The organism is Pallidibacillus thermolactis, from assembly GCF_025660415.1.
GTDB classification, from domain to species: domain Bacteria; phylum Bacillota; class Bacilli; order Bacillales; family Caldibacillaceae; genus Pallidibacillus; species Pallidibacillus thermolactis.
On sequence record NZ_JAOUSE010000002.1, the window covers coordinates 67,791 to 89,091 of the forward strand.

At 34.2% G+C, this 21,301-nt stretch carries 25 protein-coding genes; all 25 read right to left on the bottom strand.

What is annotated here, in order from left to right; all coding sequences use genetic code 11:
- Positions 1–21: 21 nt before the first annotated feature.
- Positions 22–756 carry a 30S ribosomal protein S2 gene (gene rpsB, locus OEV82_RS01180; RefSeq protein ID WP_173658212.1) on the bottom strand — a complete coding sequence of 245 codons (735 nt, stop codon included), beginning with the start codon at positions 754–756 and terminating at the stop codon, positions 22–24.
- Positions 757–997: 241 nt separating this feature from the next.
- Positions 998–1,618 carry a hypothetical protein gene (locus OEV82_RS01185; RefSeq protein ID WP_263060739.1) on the bottom strand — a complete coding sequence of 207 codons (621 nt, stop codon included), beginning with the start codon at positions 1,616–1,618 and terminating at the stop codon, positions 998–1,000.
- Between the two features lie 11 nt (positions 1,619–1,629).
- The gene (locus OEV82_RS01190) at positions 1,630–1,941 is read right to left on the bottom strand and encodes a hypothetical protein (protein ID WP_263060740.1); all 312 of its coding nucleotides are present in this window, start codon (positions 1,939–1,941) and stop codon (positions 1,630–1,632) included.
- 52 nt (positions 1,942–1,993) lie between these two features.
- Positions 1,994–2,785: a FliA/WhiG family RNA polymerase sigma factor gene (locus OEV82_RS01195; protein WP_263060741.1), complete on the bottom strand. Its 792-nt coding sequence runs from the start codon at positions 2,783–2,785 to the stop codon at positions 1,994–1,996.
- Positions 2,786–2,832: 47 nt separating this feature from the next.
- Positions 2,833–3,330, bottom strand: coding sequence for a chemotaxis protein CheD (locus OEV82_RS01200; protein WP_173658208.1), 498 nt, complete (start codon positions 3,328–3,330; stop codon positions 2,833–2,835).
- Positions 3,327–3,971: a chemotaxis protein CheC gene (locus OEV82_RS01205; RefSeq protein WP_263060742.1), complete on the bottom strand. Its 645-nt coding sequence runs from the start codon at positions 3,969–3,971 to the stop codon at positions 3,327–3,329. Before OEV82_RS01205 ends, OEV82_RS01200 begins: the two co-directional genes overlap by 4 nt.
- Positions 3,971–4,429, bottom strand: coding sequence for a chemotaxis protein CheW (locus tag OEV82_RS01210; RefSeq protein ID WP_173658206.1), 459 nt, complete (start codon positions 4,427–4,429; stop codon positions 3,971–3,973). Before OEV82_RS01210 ends, OEV82_RS01205 begins: the two co-directional genes overlap by 1 nt.
- A gap of 22 nt (positions 4,430–4,451) precedes the next feature.
- On the bottom strand, positions 4,452–6,506 hold the full coding sequence (locus tag OEV82_RS01215) for a chemotaxis protein CheA (protein ID WP_263060743.1): 2,055 nt from the start codon (positions 6,504–6,506) through the stop codon (positions 4,452–4,454).
- A gap of 5 nt (positions 6,507–6,511) precedes the next feature.
- Positions 6,512–7,582, bottom strand: a complete 1,071-nt coding sequence (locus OEV82_RS01220; protein WP_263060744.1) for a protein-glutamate methylesterase/protein-glutamine glutaminase — start codon at positions 7,580–7,582, stop codon at positions 6,512–6,514.
- Positions 7,583–7,590: 8 nt separating this feature from the next.
- Positions 7,591–8,463, bottom strand: a complete 873-nt coding sequence (locus OEV82_RS01225) for a MinD/ParA family protein (RefSeq protein ID WP_263060745.1) — start codon at positions 8,461–8,463, stop codon at positions 7,591–7,593.
- A complete protein-coding gene (gene flhF / locus OEV82_RS01230) occupies positions 8,460–9,590 on the bottom strand; it encodes a flagellar biosynthesis protein FlhF (protein ID WP_173658202.1) in 1,131 nt (376 codons plus the stop codon). The genes OEV82_RS01225 and flhF overlap by 4 nt, the downstream gene beginning before the upstream one ends.
- Positions 9,587–11,623, bottom strand: coding sequence for a flagellar biosynthesis protein FlhA (gene flhA, locus OEV82_RS01235; protein ID WP_263060746.1), 2,037 nt, complete (start codon positions 11,621–11,623; stop codon positions 9,587–9,589). Before flhA ends, flhF begins: the two co-directional genes overlap by 4 nt.
- Positions 11,624–11,676: 53 nt before the next feature.
- Positions 11,677–12,759: a flagellar biosynthesis protein FlhB gene (gene flhB / locus OEV82_RS01240; protein ID WP_263060747.1), complete on the bottom strand. Its 1,083-nt coding sequence runs from the start codon at positions 12,757–12,759 to the stop codon at positions 11,677–11,679.
- A 16-nt stretch (positions 12,760–12,775) separates the two neighbouring features.
- Positions 12,776–13,567, bottom strand: coding sequence for a flagellar biosynthetic protein FliR (gene fliR, locus OEV82_RS01245; protein ID WP_263060748.1), 792 nt, complete (start codon positions 13,565–13,567; stop codon positions 12,776–12,778).
- A gap of 4 nt (positions 13,568–13,571) precedes the next feature.
- Positions 13,572–13,841, bottom strand: a complete 270-nt coding sequence (gene fliQ, locus OEV82_RS01250; RefSeq protein WP_173658198.1) for a flagellar biosynthesis protein FliQ — start codon at positions 13,839–13,841, stop codon at positions 13,572–13,574.
- 16 nt (positions 13,842–13,857) lie between these two features.
- Entirely contained in the window at positions 13,858–14,523 is a 666-nt protein-coding gene (gene fliP, locus OEV82_RS01255) for a flagellar type III secretion system pore protein FliP (protein WP_173658197.1), read from the bottom strand.
- On the bottom strand, positions 14,520–15,194 hold the full coding sequence (locus OEV82_RS01260; protein WP_263060749.1) for a flagellar biosynthetic protein FliO: 675 nt from the start codon (positions 15,192–15,194) through the stop codon (positions 14,520–14,522). Before OEV82_RS01260 ends, fliP begins: the two co-directional genes overlap by 4 nt.
- A 66-nt stretch (positions 15,195–15,260) precedes the next feature.
- Positions 15,261–15,626: a response regulator gene (locus OEV82_RS01265; protein WP_173658195.1), complete on the bottom strand. Its 366-nt coding sequence runs from the start codon at positions 15,624–15,626 to the stop codon at positions 15,261–15,263.
- Between the two features lie 18 nt (positions 15,627–15,644).
- Complete coding sequence (gene fliY, locus OEV82_RS01270; RefSeq protein ID WP_263060750.1) at positions 15,645–16,844, bottom strand: flagellar motor switch phosphatase FliY; 1,200 nt, start codon at positions 16,842–16,844, stop codon at positions 15,645–15,647.
- Positions 16,837–17,838: a flagellar motor switch protein FliM gene (gene fliM, locus OEV82_RS01275; RefSeq protein WP_263060751.1), complete on the bottom strand. Its 1,002-nt coding sequence runs from the start codon at positions 17,836–17,838 to the stop codon at positions 16,837–16,839. Before fliM ends, fliY begins: the two co-directional genes overlap by 8 nt.
- 69 nt (positions 17,839–17,907) lie before the next feature.
- Complete coding sequence (gene fliL, locus OEV82_RS01280; protein WP_263060752.1) at positions 17,908–18,330, bottom strand: flagellar basal body-associated protein FliL; 423 nt, start codon at positions 18,328–18,330, stop codon at positions 17,908–17,910.
- Positions 18,314–18,544, bottom strand: a complete 231-nt coding sequence (locus OEV82_RS01285; RefSeq protein ID WP_263060753.1) for a flagellar FlbD family protein — start codon at positions 18,542–18,544, stop codon at positions 18,314–18,316. Before OEV82_RS01285 ends, fliL begins: the two co-directional genes overlap by 17 nt.
- Positions 18,545–18,631: 87 nt before the next feature.
- Entirely contained in the window at positions 18,632–20,152 is a 1,521-nt protein-coding gene (locus OEV82_RS01290; protein WP_263060754.1) for a flagellar hook protein FlgE, read from the bottom strand.
- A gap of 82 nt (positions 20,153–20,234) precedes the next feature.
- Positions 20,235–20,615 carry a TIGR02530 family flagellar biosynthesis protein gene (locus tag OEV82_RS01295; RefSeq protein ID WP_173658189.1) on the bottom strand — a complete coding sequence of 127 codons (381 nt, stop codon included), beginning with the start codon at positions 20,613–20,615 and terminating at the stop codon, positions 20,235–20,237.
- 27 nt (positions 20,616–20,642) lie between these two features.
- Positions 20,643–21,293: a flagellar hook assembly protein FlgD gene (gene flgD, locus OEV82_RS01300; RefSeq protein ID WP_263060755.1), complete on the bottom strand. Its 651-nt coding sequence runs from the start codon at positions 21,291–21,293 to the stop codon at positions 20,643–20,645.
- Positions 21,294–21,301: the final 8 nt, after the last annotated feature.

Here is a 21,301-nt window from a genome sequence, read left to right on the forward strand (position 1 = left end):
ATCACCTATATCATTCAAAGCTTACTCAGCAGTTTCCGCTACTACTTCTTTTTCTTCAACAGCAGTTTCTTCTTCGCCTTGTTTTGCTTCTAAGATCGCATCTGCCATTTTACTTGTGATTAATTTTACTGCACGAATCGCATCGTCATTAGATGGAATGACATAATCGATTTCATCCGGGTCACAGTTTGTATCAACCATTGCAACAATTGGAATATTTAATTTACGCGCTTCTTGCACTGCAATACGTTCTTTACGTGGATCGATGATGAAGATTGCATCTGGTAAATCCTTCATCTCTTTGATTCCACCAAGAAATCTTTCTAATTTTTCTTGTTCTTTCTTTAATCCAACAACTTCTTTTTTCGGTAATACATCAAATGTACCGTCTTCAGCCATTCTTTCAAGATCTTTTAATCTTTGCACACGTTTGCGGATTGTTTGGAAGTTTGTTAAAGTACCACCTAACCAACGATGGTTAACATAGAACATTCCAACACGTTCAGCTTCTTCTTTAACAGATTCTTGTGCTTGTTTTTTAGTACCGACAAAAAGTACATTTCCACCATCAGCAGCAAGTTCTTTTAAGAAGTTATACGCTTCTTCAACCTTTTTAACCGTTTTTTGAAGGTCAATAATGTAGATGCCGTTTCTTTCTTGGAAAATGTATTTTTTCATTTTTGGATTCCAACGGCGAGTTTGGTGTCCAAAATGTACACCTGCTTCAAGTAATTGTTTCATTGATAAAACTGACATAAAAAAATTCCTCCTAATAAAATTGGTTTATGTTCCTCCGCCCGCTTCTTCTTCAAACAGCACTGAAAAATGTTCAGCACCCCTGTTCGAATCTGCGAACGTGTGTATTCACACCATTAGATAATATAGCATATATCATATTGACATTCAAGGTCCATTTCAAATTTATTTAACTAAAAATGGTAGGTGAAAACGATTCTGATAAAATTGAAGACAGTCTATGTAATACAGAATGATATTTTTAATATAAAGATTCTTTATTATTTAAGTTCTGTAACTTATATAGTTCTGGAGAAAATTTTATGATTAGTTCAATTTCTGTCTTACCTTTATCTAAAATTTTAGCTACTTCTTCAACAGTTTTCCCAGCCTTTAATAGTTCTTTGATTTGCTCTTTTTCAAATTCATGTTCAGTAAGTACTTTATTTTTATTAGATTCAATATGCTCTTTACCATTCCAATCAACGATGTCTTCTTCATTTACATGTTCATTAGTATTATCGGTTACCGATTGTTTAGCCGTATCTTGCATGTTTTCATAGGTTTTAATAGCTGCATAAAATGGCTGACTTTCCACTGAACGTTTGCCGTTATTTTCGGTTTTACTGTTCTCAAATGTTAAATGTTGCTTTTCTTCAGAAGAAACTTGACTTGTTTGAACCTCTTTTAATTTTTTTATAAATGCCTCATTTTCTTCCTGCATTTGTATAAAAAAGGAGGACATTGAATCCTCAAGTTCTTCATTTAGCTGACGATATTTTTTTTCTAAATCCAACAATTGATTTTGTCTTTTAAATAACAAGATTATGGCAAAAATTACTATAATTACGAGTAAAAAGTTAATGATACTAAGAAATTCCATTTTATACTCCTTTAACCGCGAATATCTATAATGTGCCCTTTAAAAGGATGATTGGTTGAAGGTTCTCCTTCGTCTCTCCTTGACTTTTTCGGTAGAGATTGCTCATCTTTTTCTTTATTATATTTATCATCAAGGTTCGTTTGTAATTTTGATGTGGCTCCGTTTTTAATGACCGTTTTGCGTCTCTTCTCAACCTCTTTTACTACCGCTATACTTGCTTGTGCATTGGCATGATTCGAACGTTCATTTAATTCATTTTGTATTTTACTTGCATCCTGTGTTCGAGGGATTGCAATTTGCAATTCTATCGTTTTTAAACTCATCAGACCATCGCCTCTTATATTTGGATTTCAAACGATGTCTATTCTGAGATGGTTAATTTTGTAAATAATTACGTAATTTTTTAATAGTTTTAGAATGAATTTGTGAAATTCGAGAAGTTGATAAGTCAAGTACTTGTCCAATTTCTGTTAATGTTAGTTCTTCCTGATAAAATAAGCTTAATACAATTTGTTCTTTTTTCGTTAATTGTTTAATTGCCTCGGAGAGCTCTTTTATTCGTTCAGAAAAAAGTATACTTTCTTCAGGGGTCTTCACTTTATCATCTTGAATAACAAAAGATTGCTGTTCTTTTTCCTCTCCGTTTTGCGGAATATGATCATCTATGGATAAAATATTGGACAAAAAACTTTCATCCATAAGCGCATTCACTTCATCAATTGTTAAATTTGTTTCTTTTGCAATCTCTTCTGGTGTTACCTTCCGCAAATATTTTTGTTCCAGTTTTTGTATGGTTTGCTCTAATTTTTTCGCCTTTTCTCTCGTTTTTCTAGGTAACCAGTCCTCTTTCCGAAGTCCGTCTATTATTGAACCACGAATTCGAAATGAAGCATAGGTTTCAAACTTCAGTTCTCGTGTGGGATCATATTTCTCTAGTGCCTCATATAAACCAAAAAAACCTAAACTAATCAGTTCCTCTTTCGATATTGATTTAGGTAATGTTTTATAGATTTTTTCGACGATGATATGTACAAGGGGTGTAAATTTTTTTACAAGTTTATTTCCAGCATGATCATCACGTTTTTTTGTCCATAAATAAAATAAATCTTCGATCTCTGAATTTCTTTTTGTCTCTTCTTTATATTTTACATGTATCGAATAAGGCATATACTCCCCTCCTTGCCATCGTTATATGCTTTACTAACTAATTGGAATCAAATTTCTTTCATCCCTTTATTGACTGTTCGGACTAGAAGGATTCCAGTCTCAGGATTAAATTCAATTGTTCGACCACTTGTTCCACCTACATCTTCACTAACTAACGGTATAGCATAACGTTGTAGTGCCTTCTTCACTGCCTCCACATTCCTTGGTCCAATTCGCATGTGGTCATTTTTTGTATGAAAAGTAAACATTTGTGCACCTCCAGCAATTTTCGCTTTCAGTTGTTTCTGTGACACTCCTTTTGATTCTAATAATCTAATTAAGGTGACAATGGCCGTATCTGCAAATTTTGCTTTATGCATTGTTTTCCCTTTTGCTAAATTAGAATCCGGAAGCATCACATGAGCTAGACCTGCAATTTGTTTACTTAAGTCGTAAAGGACGACACCGACGCATGAACCAAGTCCTGATGTTCGAATTTTTTTAGGTGCTTTGCAGTAACTCATATCTGCAATGCCTACTTTTACAACATTTTCATCCGTTTTCATTTCGTTGCAACTCCGAGTTTCGTAAGAATATAACGATAGGAATCTGTGTCAGGCATAAGGAAAAAATGTCCCTTAATTAGAGATTCGCTTTGATGATTTGAATCTGATTCAATGATCTCAGTATCAATCACGATAGCGTAATCACTTTCCTTTGATATTTCTAAAAGCCCGTAACTAATGATTGCACCAAACATATCAATGCCAACATCAGGGACCGTTGGAACGACTTGCATTTGTAAAAAATCGGATAAAGCAGATAAATACGAACCAGCAACAATATTTCCCATCTCTTGAAAGGCAGAAAGAGCAATGTCAGAATAAGGCGGTTCTTGAAAAGAAAACTTAACACTACCTGTTAATTGCCGAACAAACAAGCTGGCCTGTTCTATAGGCAGTACGAAAAACATATTTCCTTTAAGATCACCTTCAATTTGTAAAAAGATGGCTGCTACAGATTCATCTGGACCGCCAACCATTTCCATCATTTCATTAAAGGTAACAACTTGAACAGACGGAACCTTCATTTGTAGACGTTTTTTTACTAACTTCGACAATGCTGTTGCAGCATTTCCTGCTCCAATATTCCCTACTTCCTTTAAAACATCAAGTGCAGTTTGATTAAGGGTCTCTTTATTTACCATTAGGAAACACGATCCTCATCTTCTTTTAATATAGTTTCTAATTTTAATATTATAAGTAGACGATCAGCGACTTTTACTACACCTGTTATATAATTTTGTTGTATATTACCTACAACATCCGGTTGTGGTTCGATATTCTTTTCTTGAATATTAATCACATCGTTCGCTTCATCTACAATAAAACCGACTTCTTTATTTTCCCAAGTCACAATAATAATTCTGGTATTTTGATTGTATTCAACTGGTTCCATGTCAAATCGAATACGTAAATCAAGAATCGGAGTAATGACACCGCGTAAATTTATGACCCCTTTAACATATGGTGGTACATGCGGTACTCGAGTTATAGTCATCATTTTTTCAATCGAAACAACATTTTTCACATCTATTGCATATTCTTTTCCATTTAAGGAAAAGGCGACTAATTTCATCTCTTCTTTTAAAACTTCTTGGACCATCCGATTCACTTCCTTTCCAAGACTATTTAATCAAAGCATTACAATCAACAATTAATGCAACTTTTCCGTCTCCTAAAATCGTTGCACCTGAAATGGCAAATACATTGGTTAAATAATTTCCAAGTGATTTTAATACAATATCTTCTTGGCCAATAAAGGAATCTACAATTAATCCAGCAAGTTTATCCCCTTTCCGGATAATAATCGTTGATAAATATTCATCTTTTTCTTTAACCTGAGGTACATCAAAGATTTGATCTAAATAGAGCAACGGAACAACATTACCACGATAGTCAAAAACCGGTTGTTCATGAGCATAGCGAATATCAGATTCACGAATAATCGCAGTTTCAATAATTGAAGAAAGCGGAATCGCATATGTTTCTTCTTGAACGTTTACTAACATGACCGAAATAATTGATAAAGTTAAAGGCAACTGGATAATAAATTGCGTTCCTACGTTTTCTTTTGAGTGAACGGAAACCGTACCACCTAACGATTCGATTGTGCTTTTAACAACATCAAGTCCAACACCGCGACCGGATATATCGGAAACTTTTTCCGCCGTCGAAAAACCGCTAGACAGAATTAAATTATAAATTTCATTATCTGATAACGTAGCTTTTTCTTCTTCTGAAATGAATCCTTTTTGAACTGCTTTTGTTGCGACTTTTTCTCTATTAATCCCTGCTCCATCATCATTGATTTCAATAAAAACATAATTTCCACTATGGTATGCTTTTAATTCAATCGTCCCTTCTTCTGATTTTCCTTTTTTCAGACGAATTTCTGGGCTTTCGATACCATGATCGACGGAATTTCTCAATAAATGAACTAATGGATCACCAATTTCATCGATTACGGTTCTGTCGAGTTCGGTATCAGCGCCAATAATTTTTAGATTAATTTTTTTATTTAATTCTCGAGATAATTGACGGACCATTTTCGGAAACCGATTAAATACCGTTTCTACAGGAACCATGCGCATGGTTAAAACAACAGATTGTAAATCGTTCGTAACCCGAGACATTTTTTCCACTGTTTCAATTAATTCTTGATGATTGACTTCCTTTGCAATTTGATCAAGTCGACCACGGTCAATGACAAGTTCTTCAAATAAATTCATTAATGTATCTAATCGTTCAATGTTAACACGTATCGTTTTATTCGTTTTTGAATTTGTTTTGGTTTCCTTTTTTAAATTTTGCTTTTGTCTCGTACGTTCAACCTTTTTGCTGTCAGTATTTTGTTTATTTTTTACGTTTAAGTCCAATTCAGTATTTTTTAATTGTTTTATTTTCTGAACATCAATATTTTTAACAATTACATTATCAATCTCGGATACTTTCATAATTTTCTTTTTAACATCATCTTGACCATCTTTTGTAACTAACGTAACGACAAATTCATCATTAAAATTTTCCTCTTCTAAATCTTCTGTTGATGGACTTGACTTAACCACATCGCCCATTTTTTCTAAAACATCGAACACCATATAAACCCTTGCTGCTTTTAACAATGTATCTGAACGGACGATAACAGTAACTTCATATGTATGAAAACCTTGTTCCTGAGCTTGTTCTAAAACGGTCAGTTCAAATTCATCATATATTTGTTTATATTCTTTACCGAATGATTGATCCGTTTTATCTTCAATGACAGTTGCGGCAACTTCCCCGATACTGCTATCCAGTGCTTGACCTGTTTCAATCGCTTTTAACTTTGCAATAACCTCTTCGACATCTTCTTTTCCGTCTCCACCTTCTGCAATTGACTCAATCATATTTTCTAAATGATCAATTCCTCCAAAAATAATATCTAATAGCTGAGAAGAAAATACCAATTTACCATTGCGAATACCGTCTAATACATTTTCCATTTGATGGGTTAAATTTGCCATATCTTCAAACCCCATCGTAGCAGACATTCCTTTTAAAGTATGGGCTGAACGGAAAATTTCATTTATAATGCTCATATCATTTGGATTATTTTCCAATCGTAATAAATTTTGATTGATCGATTGTAAATGCTCTCTTCCTTCGTCTAGAAAAACTTCTAAATACTGATTCATTCCCATTCCGATCACCTCTCATTTACAAATCTAGTAATATGACAAGCTATTTCATCTAAATCTGCAATTTTATCCACATAACCTGTTTGGATTGCTGATTTTGGCATCCCATATATAACAGCTGTATTTTCGGACTCTGCAATTGTATATGTGTTATCGGTATTATGTTTTAGTACTTCCAGTCCATAAGCCCCGTCTGAACCCATACCAGTTAATACAATCGCAATTTTTTGGTGATTTTTTAACTTTGCTGCCGAAAAAAACAATGTATCAACACTCGGGCGATGTCCCTTAACTGGATCATCAGTTGTCAATGAACTAACAATGGAATGACCAACTTGTCTTACTTTTAAATGTTTTCCGCCAGGCGCAATATAAGCAACTCCATTTCTTAGAATTTCACCATGTTCTGCCTCTTTTACCTCGATCGCACTAGCAAAATTTAACCTTTCAGCTAATGATTTTGTAAACCCTTTCGGCATATGCTGAACAATTAATATCGGTGCAGCGAAATTTTTTGGAAGATTTTTTATGACAAACTCTAAGGCTCGTGGTCCTCCAGTTGATGATCCGATTAAAACTAACTTATTATTTCTTTTTTGTGTATAAGAGAAAACTTGATCGGTTGCCGTATTTTGCTTGCCTTTAAATGTTTGATTTCTTAAGCGTAATGGTTTTATATTTGCTCGCTGTGCTTCTATGATTTTCTTGATCAGTTCATCTTTAACTTGACGTAAATCAAATGAGATTGTACTTGAAGGTTTTGGAACAAAATCGAAGGCTCCTTTTTGTATCGCTGCAATCGTATTTTCTGCACCTTCTACCGTAGTACTTGATAACATGATAATTGGAAGTGGTTGTTCATTCATTATTTTTTCAAGGCAATCCAGACCGTTCATGACTGGCATTTCAACATCCATTGTTATGACATCCGGTTCATACCTTTTTAATTTGTTAATCGCATCCGCTCCATTACGGGCCGTTCCAATTACTTGAATTCGTTTGTCACTCGACAGTAAATCTTTAATCATTGTTCGCATAAAAGCAGAGTCATCAACGATCAATACTTTAATTGGTTCCATTCCGTAACCTACTTTCGAAACAAGACGATTTTTAATTTTTCTATGAAACTCGTATTATTTTTGATTTTACTTTCATTTAGATTGGTTGATAAAAATACTTGCGTGATGATGTTGATTTGTTTTGCTGCATAGGATTTTGGATTTAATAAAACAAAAGGGATTTGTCTCTTTACGGCAGTACTTATAATAGAATCTTCAGGTAAAAAACCAATCAGATTACTGTCCTTTTGCAGAAACTGATAAACCGCCTTCTGTAGTCTCATGAGGACAGCATTACTTTCTTTTTCGTTTTTCATCCGGTTTCCTAATAAATGAAAGTTTGAATGAGCATCATTGATCGTTAAAATTTTCATTGCGGAATATGCATCCATAATGGATGTAGGTTCAGGGGTAACGACAACGATAATATCTTGTACACTAGAAAGAAACAAAACCAAATCTTCACTTATCCCTGCTCCCATATCAAAAATGAAATAATCGTAATCGTAAAAAAAGGTATGTATATGATCTAAAAGTTGGTTGACACGATCATTATCTAAACTGATGGCTCCTTCAAGGCCAGAACCACCAGCAATATACTTCAATCCTTCAGGTCCATTTTGTATGATTTGTTCAAATGGGATATCGTTTAAAAAATAATCTGCAATTGTGTATCTCGCTTGATTCCCGACTAATATATCTATATTTCCCATACCTATATCTAAATCAAATAATAGCACCTTTTTCCTATGTTGTGATAACATTATCGATAAATTTAATGCAATGTTCGATTTTCCAACACCACCTTTTCCACTTATGACGGCGATCGTTTGTGCTGCTTTTCGATTGAACCGTTCCCCTCTTACTCGTGCACGCAAATTTCTTGCTTGGTCATTCATCATATGTCCACTCCGATGATTTGATTTATAATGTATTCTTTTGATGCTTCAACGATATCATCTGGGACATCTTGCCCATTTGTAATATAAGCAATCCCCTTTTCATATTTATAGGAAAGGTTAAATAATGATCCGTAATTCATGGTTTCATCTAATTTTGTAAAAATAAACTTATGGATTGGAATATCGGAAAACTGTTCATATATTGTTTCCATATCTTCTTCTTTTGTTGTTAATGAAAACACTAAAAATGATTGCATATCATGACGAAAATCAATCATATTCTTTATATCTTTGACATATTGAGGATTTCGAAAGTTTCTTCCAGCTGTATCAATGAAAACAAAATCTTTATCAGCAAATTTTTTGACGGCCATTTTAAAATCAATCATGTTGTAGCATACTTCACAAGGAACATCTAAGATTTTTGCATAAGTTTTCAACTGTTCTACAGCAGCTATACGATACGTATCTGTTGTAATAAATGCTACATTCTTTTTTAGTTTTAAAACTGTTTCAGAGGCAATTTTAGCTAGCGTTGTCGTTTTCCCTACCCCTGTTGGACCGACAACATTAATAAATTTTTTGTCCAAGTTCATTGGACCAAATGTTACTGTTTCTAAATAGCTTTTCAATTCATTCGCAACAAACAAGACCGCATCTTGTTTTGTCACTTGCTCGTTGTTTTTATAATAATGTTCTATACATCTTGTCTTTATCTCATCTAGGACTCGTTGATGTATATTTTGATTGATCAATCTTTGGTAAATGTCCCGATACATTGATGGTACATGTTGCAACTCTGGTCCGATAGACTTGATATTTTCGACTAAAGCTTTTAATTGCTGAATTTCCTTTAATAACTGTTCTTCATTTTTTTGGTTGTTAACCATTAGACTTTGGGTTTTCTGATCATTATACGCCTCTTTTTTTCTATTCATTTCTTCTTTGCGCTTAACATCGGGATCAATGGCCGCTATCACTTCAATATTTTTTTTGCGAAATAAACCAAAGAAACCTCCGGAATAAACGACTTTTGAATTTAAAATGACGGCATTTTTACCAAGATCTTTACTTATTTTCTTCATCGCCTCAGGCATTGATGATGCAATATATTTTTTTACTTTCAATCAACGTTCACCACCCCAACACTTTGTACTTCAATATTGGCATCTAATTCATTATAGGAAAGTATAGGTACATGTGAAAAAAAGCGTTCGGTTAAATCTCGTACATACATGCGAATTGCTGGTGAACATAGGATAATTGGCGATTGATTTGTCATTTGTACCTGTTCTATATGTTTCTGCATACTTTCCAAGATATTTTGAGTAATTTGTGGATCCAATGCTAAATAGTTGCCATGTTCTGTTTTTTGAATATGATCGGCTATGAGCTTTTCAACTTTACCGCTTAATGTTAATACTTGTAATGTATTGTCATCTTGCTTATATTGATTCGTAATTTGTTTCGCTAGGGCTTGTCTAACATACTCCGTTAATACGTCTGGGTCTGTCGTTAATTTACAAAAATCGGCTAACGTCTCAAAGATGACTGGCAAATTTCGGATCGAAACTCGTTCTTTAAGTAGCTTTGCCAAAACTTTTTGTACATCTCCAATAGATAGTGGTTCAGGTGTTACTTCTTCAACTACAATTGGATATGATTCCTTTAAATGATCAAGGAGTTGTTTCGTTTCTTGACGGCCAAGAAGGTCATGGGCATATTGTTTCAAAACTTCTGTTAAATGTGTACTTACAACCGATGGTGGATCGACTACCGTATATCCAGCGATTTCTGCATCTGTTTTCATATCTTCCGTAATCCATTTAGCTGGTATTCCAAATGAAGGTTCTATTGTATCAATTCCTGTTATAGACGGATCATCTGTCCCAGGACTAATCGCTAAATAATGTTCAAGCAAAATTTCTCCCTTACCAACTTCATGCCCTTTAATCTTTATACGATATTCATTTGGTTCTAGTTGAATGTTATCACGAATACGAACGACAGGTATGACAATCCCTAACTCGATGGCAAGTTGTCGACGAATCATGACGACTCGGTCAAGCAGGTCTCCACCCTGATTCGTATCTGCTAAAGGGATTAATCCATATCCAAATTCAAATTCAATGGGATCGATATGAAGTAAACTGACGACATTTTCTGGTTTTCGTAATTCATCAGAAGCTATTTCTTCCTCTGTTTCCATTGTTTCGGATTCATTATCTATTTGCCCTTTCGTAATCATATACCCACCAAATAATAATAATCCACCGATTGGAACGGTAATATAAAGAGGAATGGGGGTTAATATCCCCATTAAAATAATCGCAAATCCTGCTACATACATCATTTTTGGATAGGCAAATAATTGTTCCGTAATATCCGTACCTAAATTCCCTTCAGAGGCAGAACGAGTTACAATAATACCCGTTGCTGTAGACATTAACAATGCTGGTATTTGAGAAACAAGTCCATCACCAACGGTTAGCATGGAAAAGCGATTGATTGCTTCTCCAAAAGACATGTCCATTTGTAACATACCAATAATAATCCCAAAAATAAGATTTATAAAAACAGTAATGATCCCGGCAATTGCATCCCCTTTAACAAATTTACTCGCTCCATCCATAGAACCATAAAAATCTGCTTCACGGGATATATCACTTCTACGTTTTCTTGCTTCTTGTTCAGAAATTAATCCAGCATTTAAATCCGCATCAATGGCCATTTGTTTTCCTGGCATCGCATCGAGTGTAAAGCGAGCAGCTACTTCTGCAACCCTTTCAGATCCTTTTGTAATAACGATAAAGTTAATAATGACAAGAATCAAAAATACGACTAGACCAACCAATATATTTCCGCCGACGACGAAAGAACCAAATGTTTCAACAACGGCACCAGCATCGCCACCTGACAAAATCGCCCTCGTTGTTGAAACATTCAGTGCAAGACGAAACAATGTCATTACTAATAAGAGAGAAGGAAATATAGAAAAATCTAGTGCCGTACGCATATTCATAGCCGCCAATAAAACTAACAAAGCTAATGACATATTAATCATAATTAAAAAACTTAACAATGTTGGCGGTAAAGGGATGACTAACATAACTACTATAAAAATAACGCCAATGATAACGGATAAATCTTTTACTTTCATTCCTTACTCTCCTAACATAACTCCATTTTGAATACTGAAAACCTAATCATGTATTACACTCTTCTTTGAACTCTGTATACATAAGCTAAAATTTCAGCAACGGCTTTAAAAAATTGTTCAGGGATTTCCTGACCGATATCTGTTTCTGCATATAAGCTTCGTGCAAGGGGACGATTTTCGACAATGATCACTTTATTTTCTTTCGCAATCAGTTTAATCTTTTGTGCAACGAAATCGACTCCTTTTGCAACAACATATGGGGCATCCATTTTGGTTTCATCGTATTTTAATGCCACGGCATAATGAGTCGGGTTCGTAATCACAACATCAGCATGAGGAACTTCTTCCATCATTCGCCTGGTTGCAATTTCCCTTTGCCTTTGTTTAATGCGAGATTTAATGAGTGGATCCCCTTCGATATTTTTATGTTCATCTTTAATATCCTGTTTTGACATGCGAATATTTTTTTCGAAATCATATTTTTGGTACATATAATCCAAAATGGCAATAAAAAGTAAGCCTCCGCCCATTAACAACCCCATATTACCTACAACAGAAGCGATGGCAGAAAGACTATTTACAGGTGTTGAAGTAATTAAAGTTAATATTTCGGGTAAATGATTTCTAATGAAAATAAAACCGATCACACTAATGATCGAAACTTTTAATATCGACTTAATTAATTCAACAATGGCACGTAATGAAAAGATTCGTTTAAAACCTTTAATCGGATCTAATTTTTCCAATTTCATTTTTAATGGCTCACCTGTAAAAAGAAAACCAACTTGAATATAATTGGCTAATAATGCTGCAATCATTGCCAAAAGAAAAATCGGAGCAACTATTTTCATAAACTGTATAAACATTTCCACTGTAATTGTTTCAATGGTATGTGCTGTTATCTCCATTAAAAAATATTTTTCAAAGGTCATATGAAAGATGTCAAAAAAGTATTTTATAATCAACGGTCCAAAAAAAAGAAGTGTCGAAAAAACAAATAAGATGATAATTGCTGTATTAACGTCTTGACTTTTTGCTGTTTGTCCTTTTTTACGAACATCTTGCCTTTTCTTCGGGGTTGCCTTTTCCGTTTTTTCTCCAGCAAAATATTGCAAATCTAAACGGTATTTAAACATTAAGCTCCCCCTTTCTTTAGGATGACGATAAAGGTTGACCTAGAAGTGCCATAAAATCTCTTAAGGCATGCAGTAATAAGTCAAATAAACTTTGTACCGAGAAAATCATTACACCGATAATGATGAATAATAGTATAAAGCCGACTAAAATTTTTACAGGTAAACCGATAACAAAAATATTCATTTGTGGGACTGTGCGAGCAATAATTCCTAATGCAAGGTCCACTATAAATAGACACGCAATAACAGGAATCGATATTTGAAAAGCAATAAGAAACATTGCACTCAGGATTTTAGCGATCATTACAATTATATTTTGTTCGCCAAAGGTTATAAAAGATTGGTCGATCGGAATAAATTGATAACTATAAAAAATTCCATCAATTAACAAATGATGTCCATCAACCGATAATAAAAATAAAAGAGCAAACATATATAAATATTGTCCCATTATCGGGGATTGAGCACCTGTTTGAGGATCCACCACATTGGCTAGCGCAAACCCCATCTGAAAGTCAATTAACCCACCTGCCGTTTGAATGGCGGAAATCAAGATATATGCTATTAATCCAATGGAAATACCGACTAAAATTTCTTTTACAAGAAGCAATATATACATTCCATCAAAAGCAATCGGGTCAACTACTTCAATCACAAAAACCATGATATATGCTAAATAAAAAGCAAGTCCGATTTTAAACATTGTTGGAATGGTTCCATAAGAAAAAATCGGCACAATCATAATAAAGGAAATGACGCGAATAAATATAAGCAAAAAAATCGGTATGGTATTAATGAAAGTTTCCATATGATCAACCTACAAATTTCGTTAAGTTTGCAAAAATTTCTGTGGCAAATTGGACCATATGATTGATCATCCAAGGTGCTAAAACGACAATTCCAAGTAATACTGCTACAATTTTAGGAATAAAAGCTAAAGTTTGCTCCTGAATTTGTGTCGTTGCTTGTAAAATACTTACAATTAACCCAATACCTAACGCGATGGCTAATAATGGACCTGCAACAAGTAAAATGGTTAATATTCCCTGTTCAGCAAGAGCAATTACTTCTTCACTGTTCATTTATTTATTCACCTGCTTAAAATGTCTGTAATAATGATTTGACTACGAGATGCCATCCATCAACGAGTACAAATAACAGTATTTTAAATGGTAATGAGATCATAACCGGGGGGAGCATCATCATCCCCATCGACATTAAAACACTGGCCACAACCATATCAATGACTAGAAACGGTATAAAAATCATAAAACCAATTTGAAAGGCTGTTTTCAATTCACTAATTACGAATGCCGGTACTAATGCTGTCAAAGGGATATCCTCAATCGATTCAGGTTGTTTGGCACCTGAATAATCTAAAAAAAGTGCTAAATCTTTTTGTCGTGTATGTTGGGACATGAATTCTTTAAATGGTGTAGCCGCTGCCTCATATGCTTCTTCGAGATTCATTTCCTCATTAAATAAAGGTTGTAAAGCATTTTCATTCACTTCTTGAAATGTAGGTGCCATGATAAAGAATGTCAAAAACAAACTGATTCCAATAATCACTTGGTTCGGTGGTGTTTGATTGGTTCCTAGACCTGTGCGCACAAAAGAAAGAACTACAACAATTCGTGTAAAAGAAGTTAGGAGAATCAATATACTTGGAGCAATTGATAATACTGTTAAAAGTAATAATAGTTTAATAGAAGTAGATACCGTATCAGGGTCACTACTATTAAAAAATGACATAAAATCATTCATTTTTCATTAGACCCTTTCTTTACATGTTCTTCCATTGCTTCCTTCCTTTTCATTTCGATTTCCTTCATTCTTTTCTCTATTTCTTGTTTAAAAGATGACTGTTGCTTTGCCCCAGTCATAGAGGAATTTTTCTCTAACTTCTCTTTAAAAATAGTAACAAGATTACTAGTACGCATTACTCGGTCCAAACGCTCATCATATTGTTTTAGCAGTTGAGAAATTTCCTTCTCATCGGTTACTTCTTTTAATAATTGAACATTCTCGCCGACACCGACAATGAAAATTGATCTTCCAACTTTAATTAGTTGTATCGAACGATTTCCACCTAAGGGGGTGCCACCTAAATTCTTGATTAAATGATCGGAATGCGGAAAGTTACTCTTTTTTTGCATCCACTTTAACAAAGCGATGAGTAATCCGATGACAATACATAACACTAAGATTGTTCGCATAATATCCATAAAAGTGACACCAACAGAGGAATTAGATTTTTCCTCAGCATTTACATTGTTTATCGATTCTGTTTCATTCTCAGCTTCACTTTCTTGGTCAAAATAATCATATACACTATTATGAATCGAGTCATCGGCATAGACCGTTTGCATGTGAAAAAGCAATGCGAATATCACAATACATATTGAGTACATAAAGATCATACGCTTGTTCATCATTCTTTATCTGTCACCTACTTTCGATTGCCACAACATGAGAAAAAAGAAGTGATAACCTTCAATTAACTAAGCACCTAAAGTCTTTTTAATCGCTTCTAAAACACGGTCAGCTTGGAATGGTTTAACAATAAAATCCTTAGCACCAGCTTGAATCGCGTCGATGACCATCGCTTGCTGTCCCATAGCTGAACACATGACAACTTTTGCATTAGGATCAAACTCACGAATCACTTTAAGAGCAGCGATCCCATCCATTTCAGGCATTGTAATATCCATCGTAACTAAGTCAGGTTTTAACTCTTTATATTTATCAACTGCTTGTGCACCATCCGATGCTTCACCAACAACTTCGAAACCATTTTTAATGAGAATATCTTTAATCATCATTCTCATAAAAGCTGCATCATCAACGATTAAAATACGATTTCCCATTTCTTTTCCCCCATTCAATTACTTCATGTTTTTAATTCTTTCTTTTTGACTTAATATATCAGTAATACGAACACCAAAGTTTTCGTCAATGACCACAACTTCACCCTTAGCAATTAATTTATGATTAATTAATATATCAACAGGTTCTCCCGCTAATTTATCTAATTCGATTATTGAGCCAGGTGATAATTCTAGGATATCTTTAACTTCCTTTGATGTTCTTCCTAATTCCACTGTCACCTGCAGTGGAATGTCAAATAGCATATTTAAATTTCGAGGTGTTTCAGAAATAGAAGTTAATGTATCGAATTCTGCAAATTTTGCAGGTTGTACGTTTTTTACCTTTTGTTTATTTGGTGATGTACGCCCTTGTAATCCATCGTGAGATTGTTGAGCCTGTAGGTAATAATCCTGCATACCATTTAAGTTATCTTCCATTTGCTCGAAATGATTTATATTTTTCATACTGTTACCCTCATCAAACAGATCAACACGATGATCCTGATTTTCCACTACCGTCGTTGTTGCCTCATTTTTTGTTGAGTTTATCAAATCATTCACTAATTGCTTGGCAAAAGGAATCGAAAATAATTGCATAATCGAAGAATTAATTAGTTCTCCGATTTTTAAACTAAAAGATACTTTTACAATATAGTCATCATCTGGTAATTGGTCAGTTCCTTGTCCTTCCGGAATATTTAGTAAATCTAATGTTGGCGGTGAGATATCCACTCGTTTTTGAAAAACAGTAGACATACTCGTTGCTGCATTTCCCATCATCTGATTCATTGCTTCCTGGACAGCACTTAGTTGTAGTTCGTTGATAACATCACTAACATTTTCTCCTGTACCACCGAGCATTAAATCAGCTATAACACTTGCATCGGTTTGCTTTATAACGAGCAAGTTTTGACCAGAAAATCCTGCTGTATAATCAACGGCAACCGCGACATAAGGTCTTGGAAATTCATCTTCTAATTGTTCTTTTCGGATAATAGACACTTTCGGTGTTGTAATTTCCACCTTTTGATTTAACAAAGTTGATAAGGCTGTGGCCGAACTACCGAAAGAAATGTTACCGATCTCACCTAATGCATCTTTTTCAAAGGTATTTAAAATCTCCTCTTCCAAATCTCCATTCGTAATATCGTTTTCATCTTCATAAGAACCATTTAACAATGCATCGATTTCTTCTTGGGAGAGCATTCCATCATTCATCTGCCTCATCTCCCTCCTCTTCAAAATAATCTAGTATTTGGATCGCTAAGTTTTTATTTACCTTCCCTGGTTGTCCAAAGAATTTTGGTACTTCTTGAACTTTGATAATCATTGGTTCATCAATTTTTTTATTTAATTCTATACAATCACCGACAGATAGCTGTAAAAACTCTTCAATTGTAATCTCTGATTGACCTAGTTCAGCAATGATCGGTAAACGACTACGTTTTAACTGGGTGCGAATGGCCTCTGCGTTTTCTGGATCTTCCGCTTTTTCCTCTGTTTGCATCCAATAACTTACCGATAATTTCTGTATTATTGGTTCTAAAACAATGTGTGGAATACATATATTAATCATCCCACTTGTTTCACCAATGATGGTATTCAACGAGATTACGACAACCGTTTCATTTGGTGAAACGACTTGTAAAAATTGAGGATTTACTTCAAAACTTTGCATTTCCGGTTCAACTTGAATAACGGTTTCCCATGCATCTCGCAAAGATTTGAATGCCGATTGAAATAAATTGGTCATTAGCTCTTCTTCAATATCTGTTAACTGATCTATTTTATTAACACTTGTTCCATCGCCACCAAGAATACGATCCAACATTGCATAAGCAATATTTGGATTAATTTCAATTAACATATTTCCATCTAAAGGTGTTAACTCGTATAAGTACAAGACTGTCATTTTCGGAATTGAACGAACAAATTCCTCATATGGTAATTGATCAGCACTCGTTACCGATACTTGTACATATGTTCTTAATTTTGCCGATAAATGTGTTGTAAGTAACCTCGCTAAATTTTCATGAATTCTTGTTAAGCTTCGAATTTGTTCTTTGGAAAATCGAAGCGCCCGTTTAAAATCATATGTTTTTACTTTTTGTTTTTCTTCTTCTTTAATCTCATCTGCACTTAACTCTCCTGTCGATAAAGCCGAGAGTAAGGCATCGATTTCACTTTGGGATAATATTTCTTCAGATGGCAAGTACACTCACCTCCAGCCATCGATTCCTTCCATTGATGGCTCTATTATGCATTATTTATTTACGAAAAGTTATTGTATAATTGCTGTTGTAATATATACTTGCTCGACTTCACCTTCTTCCAACAATGAGTTTAAGGAAGATTTCAAAGTTTCTTCTAACTGAATTTTTCCTTCTGTACCTTTAATTTCTTCGGCTTGCATACCCGATAATTGTTTAATAATTGTATTGTTAACCTGGAAATTCCGTTTTTCTAATTGTTGTTTTGTTTTTTTACTATCTGTTTGAATAGTAAAGGCAATGCGAATAAAATGATCACTTGCAAGATTGGTCGTAAGTTCAGGGATTTCAACAGAATTCGCTACAATTTCATCTACAGAAGATTCGTTTTCAGTTCCTTCTACTGTTTTTTGACAAAAAAGATAAAGACCAGCAGCAAGTATGATAATTACGATTAACATAGATATAATCAATAATTTAACGCCATTTTTCATCACAATCCTCCTGTTTTTGCTGATCGATGGTGATCAATTGAACCTTTCGGAAAAACGCCATTATTTTTTTAACAACAATCGCTTCATCTTCTTTTACAACATATCTTTTTCCATTTGTTAAAAGTATGGTTGTATCAGGAAAAGATTCAATCGTTTCAATGAGTAAAGGATTTAAATGAAAGGTTTTTCCATTCAACCTAGTTAATTTTAACACTGTAACCTCCCTAAAGATTTTTTTATAGAGAAGAATTACTAGAGAGAATGAGAATCTCTCTAGCCATTCGTTTTATAACTTATTTGATTAACGTTTTAAATTTACAATTTCTTGTAGAATTTCGTCTGAAGTTGTGATAATTCTTGAGTTCGATTGAAATGCTCTTTGTGCAACAATCATTTCAGTAAATTCTTCTGTTAAGTCAACGTTTGACATTTCCAATTTTCCACTTTCAATGATTCCAAAACCAGCACCGCCATTTCCGAAAATCGGATCTCCAGAGTTTTCAGAAACGTTAAATAGATTTCCTCCTATTTTGGTTAAGCCTTCTGGGTTATTAAAGCGAGCAAGTGCAAGGGTTGCAATCCTACGAACGGAACCATCACTATACTGAACGATAAAATCACCATTACCACTAATGCTGTATTCTTGGAGTTCAGCTATATCTGCATTAAAGGAAAAATTATTGCTAGTACTGAATAAGTTCGTAAAATCAATGGTAAAATTCATCCCATCTTCACTTGTAAATGGAAAAGAATCGAGATTTGTACTGGAACCGTTAATACTAATTAAATCACCAGTTATATTATCAAAAGTTAATTCGACTGTATTTGGCACTACATCGCCCATAGTTACATTCCATTTTGTAACCGTATCGTTACGGGAACCTTTTGAAAATTCAATCGTTATGTCTTCTTCTTTTAATCCATCACTGACAGTTATATTTATTGGACTTGGTGCATTATCTTCCCACAATAATCCTCCTGTTAACGTCACATTAGAGCCTTTTGCATCAGCGCTTGTATTGCTACTTGATATAGATGTTACATCTGTTAGATCTATATCAAGAGCAACCTCAACTAATCCACCTCTCCCATCGTCTAACTGGAATGAAAAACTTCCAGATTTTGTCACCAATCCATTTAAATCAACATTTTTAAATTCGCCAGTTTTTTCATCAAATATGGCTTTAAAGGAACCAACAGTATTTCCACCTACTTGTAACGTCACATTCCATGTATTCGAGTTACCAATTTTCTCAAATTCGAAGTTTATAGAATGTGCATTAAGATTAGTATCAAATACGGTACGACTGTATGAGAAATTACGATCGAAGTTACCGACAAGCTTAAACGAATTTGACGGTATTTTTTTCGGTACTTGAATTTGACTTAACGTATTCGAATAAGCATCATAGGCTAGAACAAAATTCCCATCACTATTCACTAAAAAACCTTGTTCATCAATATAAAAGTTTCCAGCTCTCGTAAAATAGTTGTTTGATCCGTTTCTAACGACAAAATATCCGTCTCCGCCAGAAATTGCTAAGTCAAGGGCACGCCCTGTGGTTTGTAAGCTACCTTCTGTAAATACCGTATCAATCGATCCGGTTTCAATCCCTAAACCAACTTGTTGTGCGTTCTTTCCTCCTAAAGTTTCAGTCGGTCTTGAAGCATAACTTATCGTTTGGTTTATAGCGTCTTTGAATGTTACACGACTTTTTTTAAATCCATATGTATTTACATTTGATATATTATTGCCGATCACATCAAGTTTTGTTTGCATATTTTTCATACCGCTAATACTTGAGTATAATGAACGTAACATTGAAAAAGCTCCCTTCCTATTTACATTTATTATTAAGCTGTTTCTATCGTTCCACAGCTTAGGGCTTCCTTACGGGTCCAGCCTAAAGGATAATTGCGCCATTGATATTCGTAAAAATTTGAGACGCAGCTTCATTACGGTCCATTGCTGTAATGACTGTTTTATTTTGTGCACTAACAATCAGTGCCGCATTGTCTAATATGACAAGAGATTCTTTCACACCCTTTTGTCTTGCTTCTTCTAACTTTGCACCAATCTGATTCCATTTCTCAGAACTGATTTCAATGTTTCTCTGTTCGAGACGATATTGTGCATGTTTACTGATTGTTAATTTATCCTTTGCTACAATCGCATCCTGTAAAAAACTTGAAAAATCATGATTTGTTTTAACCGTTTGATTTCGCTTGACAGCACTTGTGTTCTCAATACCTACTGGTGGAATGAATGGCTTATAAATGTTCATAATAATCATCCTTATCCATTAAGTTCATCACACCGTTTCTATTGAAATGATTTGTTCATCTGTAAGCTGAGTTTTTTCTTCATCATCTAAATTAAAATAGATTTTTCCGTCCTTTTTTGAAACAGACTCAACAATGGCACTTTTAATTTCATCTTCCACCTTCCAGCTCACCTTTTTTCCTATTAAAAAACTAGCAGAAACAATTGAATTTTCATTACTATTTATTGTTGTGATTCCTTTAATATGTTCTAATGAAACTTTTGTTCCATTATCTAAAGTAAAAATCGGACCTTCCGTAGAAAAGCTAATGGATTTAATTGTATTTTTCCCTTCTATCACAACTGGCTCACGATCTGGATTTTCTAAATCTAGTTTTACTTGTTGCCATTCTACTTCTTTTCCTAATAATTGTTGATAAGCAAGGAATTGTTGGTTTTTCTGACTTTCAACTAGCTTATCAAGTGTTTTGTTCATTTGCATCATTTGTTCGAGTTCTGAAAATGTAGCCATTTGTGAGATAAATTCGGTATCTTGCATTGGATTTGCTGGATCTTGATGTCGTAATTGTGCAATTAATAACTTTAAAAACGCATCTTGTCCAAGTGTGCTGTTATTTAATGTTTTTGTTTCATTACTTACAGTTGATAAGTATAGATCAGATTGAATTGTATTCGTCATGTCATCAC

Bases quoted from the DNA above. Each gene is read 5' to 3' on its own strand.
- rpsB (WP_173658212.1), bottom strand. From the start codon at position 756: ATGTCAGTTTTATCAATGAAACAATTACTTGAAGCAGGTGTACATTTT.
- OEV82_RS01185 (WP_263060739.1), bottom strand. From the start codon at position 1,618: ATGGAATTTCTTAGTATCATTAACTTTTTACTCGTAATTATAGTAATT.
- OEV82_RS01190 (WP_263060740.1), bottom strand. From the start codon at position 1,941: ATGAGTTTAAAAACGATAGAATTGCAAATTGCAATCCCTCGAACACAG.
- OEV82_RS01195 (WP_263060741.1), bottom strand. From the start codon at position 2,785: ATGCCTTATTCGATACATGTAAAATATAAAGAAGAGACAAAAAGAAAT.
- OEV82_RS01200 (WP_173658208.1), bottom strand. From the start codon at position 3,330: ATGAAAACGGATGAAAATGTTGTAAAAGTAGGCATTGCAGATATGAGT.
- OEV82_RS01205 (WP_263060742.1), bottom strand. From the start codon at position 3,971: ATGGTAAATAAAGAGACCCTTAATCAAACTGCACTTGATGTTTTAAAG.
- OEV82_RS01210 (WP_173658206.1), bottom strand. From the start codon at position 4,429: ATGGTCCAAGAAGTTTTAAAAGAAGAGATGAAATTAGTCGCCTTTTCC.
- OEV82_RS01215 (WP_263060743.1), bottom strand. From the start codon at position 6,506: ATGGGAATGAATCAGTATTTAGAAGTTTTTCTAGACGAAGGAAGAGAG.
- OEV82_RS01220 (WP_263060744.1), bottom strand. From the start codon at position 7,582: ATGGAACCAATTAAAGTATTGATCGTTGATGACTCTGCTTTTATGCGA.
- OEV82_RS01225 (WP_263060745.1), bottom strand. From the start codon at position 8,463: ATGATGAATGACCAAGCAAGAAATTTGCGTGCACGAGTAAGAGGGGAA.
- flhA (WP_263060746.1), bottom strand. From the start codon at position 11,623: ATGAAAGTAAAAGATTTATCCGTTATCATTGGCGTTATTTTTATAGTA.
- flhB (WP_263060747.1), bottom strand. From the start codon at position 12,759: ATGTTTAAATACCGTTTAGATTTGCAATATTTTGCTGGAGAAAAAACG.
- fliR (WP_263060748.1), bottom strand. From the start codon at position 13,567: ATGGAAACTTTCATTAATACCATACCGATTTTTTTGCTTATATTTATT.
- fliQ (WP_173658198.1), bottom strand. From the start codon at position 13,841: ATGAACAGTGAAGAAGTAATTGCTCTTGCTGAACAGGGAATATTAACC.
- fliP (WP_173658197.1), bottom strand. From the start codon at position 14,523: ATGAATGATTTTATGTCATTTTTTAATAGTAGTGACCCTGATACGGTA.
- OEV82_RS01260 (WP_263060749.1), bottom strand. From the start codon at position 15,194: ATGATGAACAAGCGTATGATCTTTATGTACTCAATATGTATTGTGATA.
- OEV82_RS01265 (WP_173658195.1), bottom strand. From the start codon at position 15,626: ATGGGAAATCGTATTTTAATCGTTGATGATGCAGCTTTTATGAGAATG.
- fliY (WP_263060750.1), bottom strand. From the start codon at position 16,844: ATGAATGATGGAATGCTCTCCCAAGAAGAAATCGATGCATTGTTAAAT.
- fliL (WP_263060752.1), bottom strand. From the start codon at position 18,330: ATGAAAAATGGCGTTAAATTATTGATTATATCTATGTTAATCGTAATT.
- OEV82_RS01290 (WP_263060754.1), bottom strand. From the start codon at position 20,152: ATGTTACGTTCATTATACTCAAGTATTAGCGGTATGAAAAATATGCAA.
- OEV82_RS01295 (WP_173658189.1), bottom strand. From the start codon at position 20,615: ATGAACATTTATAAGCCATTCATTCCACCAGTAGGTATTGAGAACACA.
- flgD (WP_263060755.1), bottom strand. From the start codon at position 21,293: ATGACGAATACAATTCAATCTGATCTATACTTATCAACTGTAAGTAAT.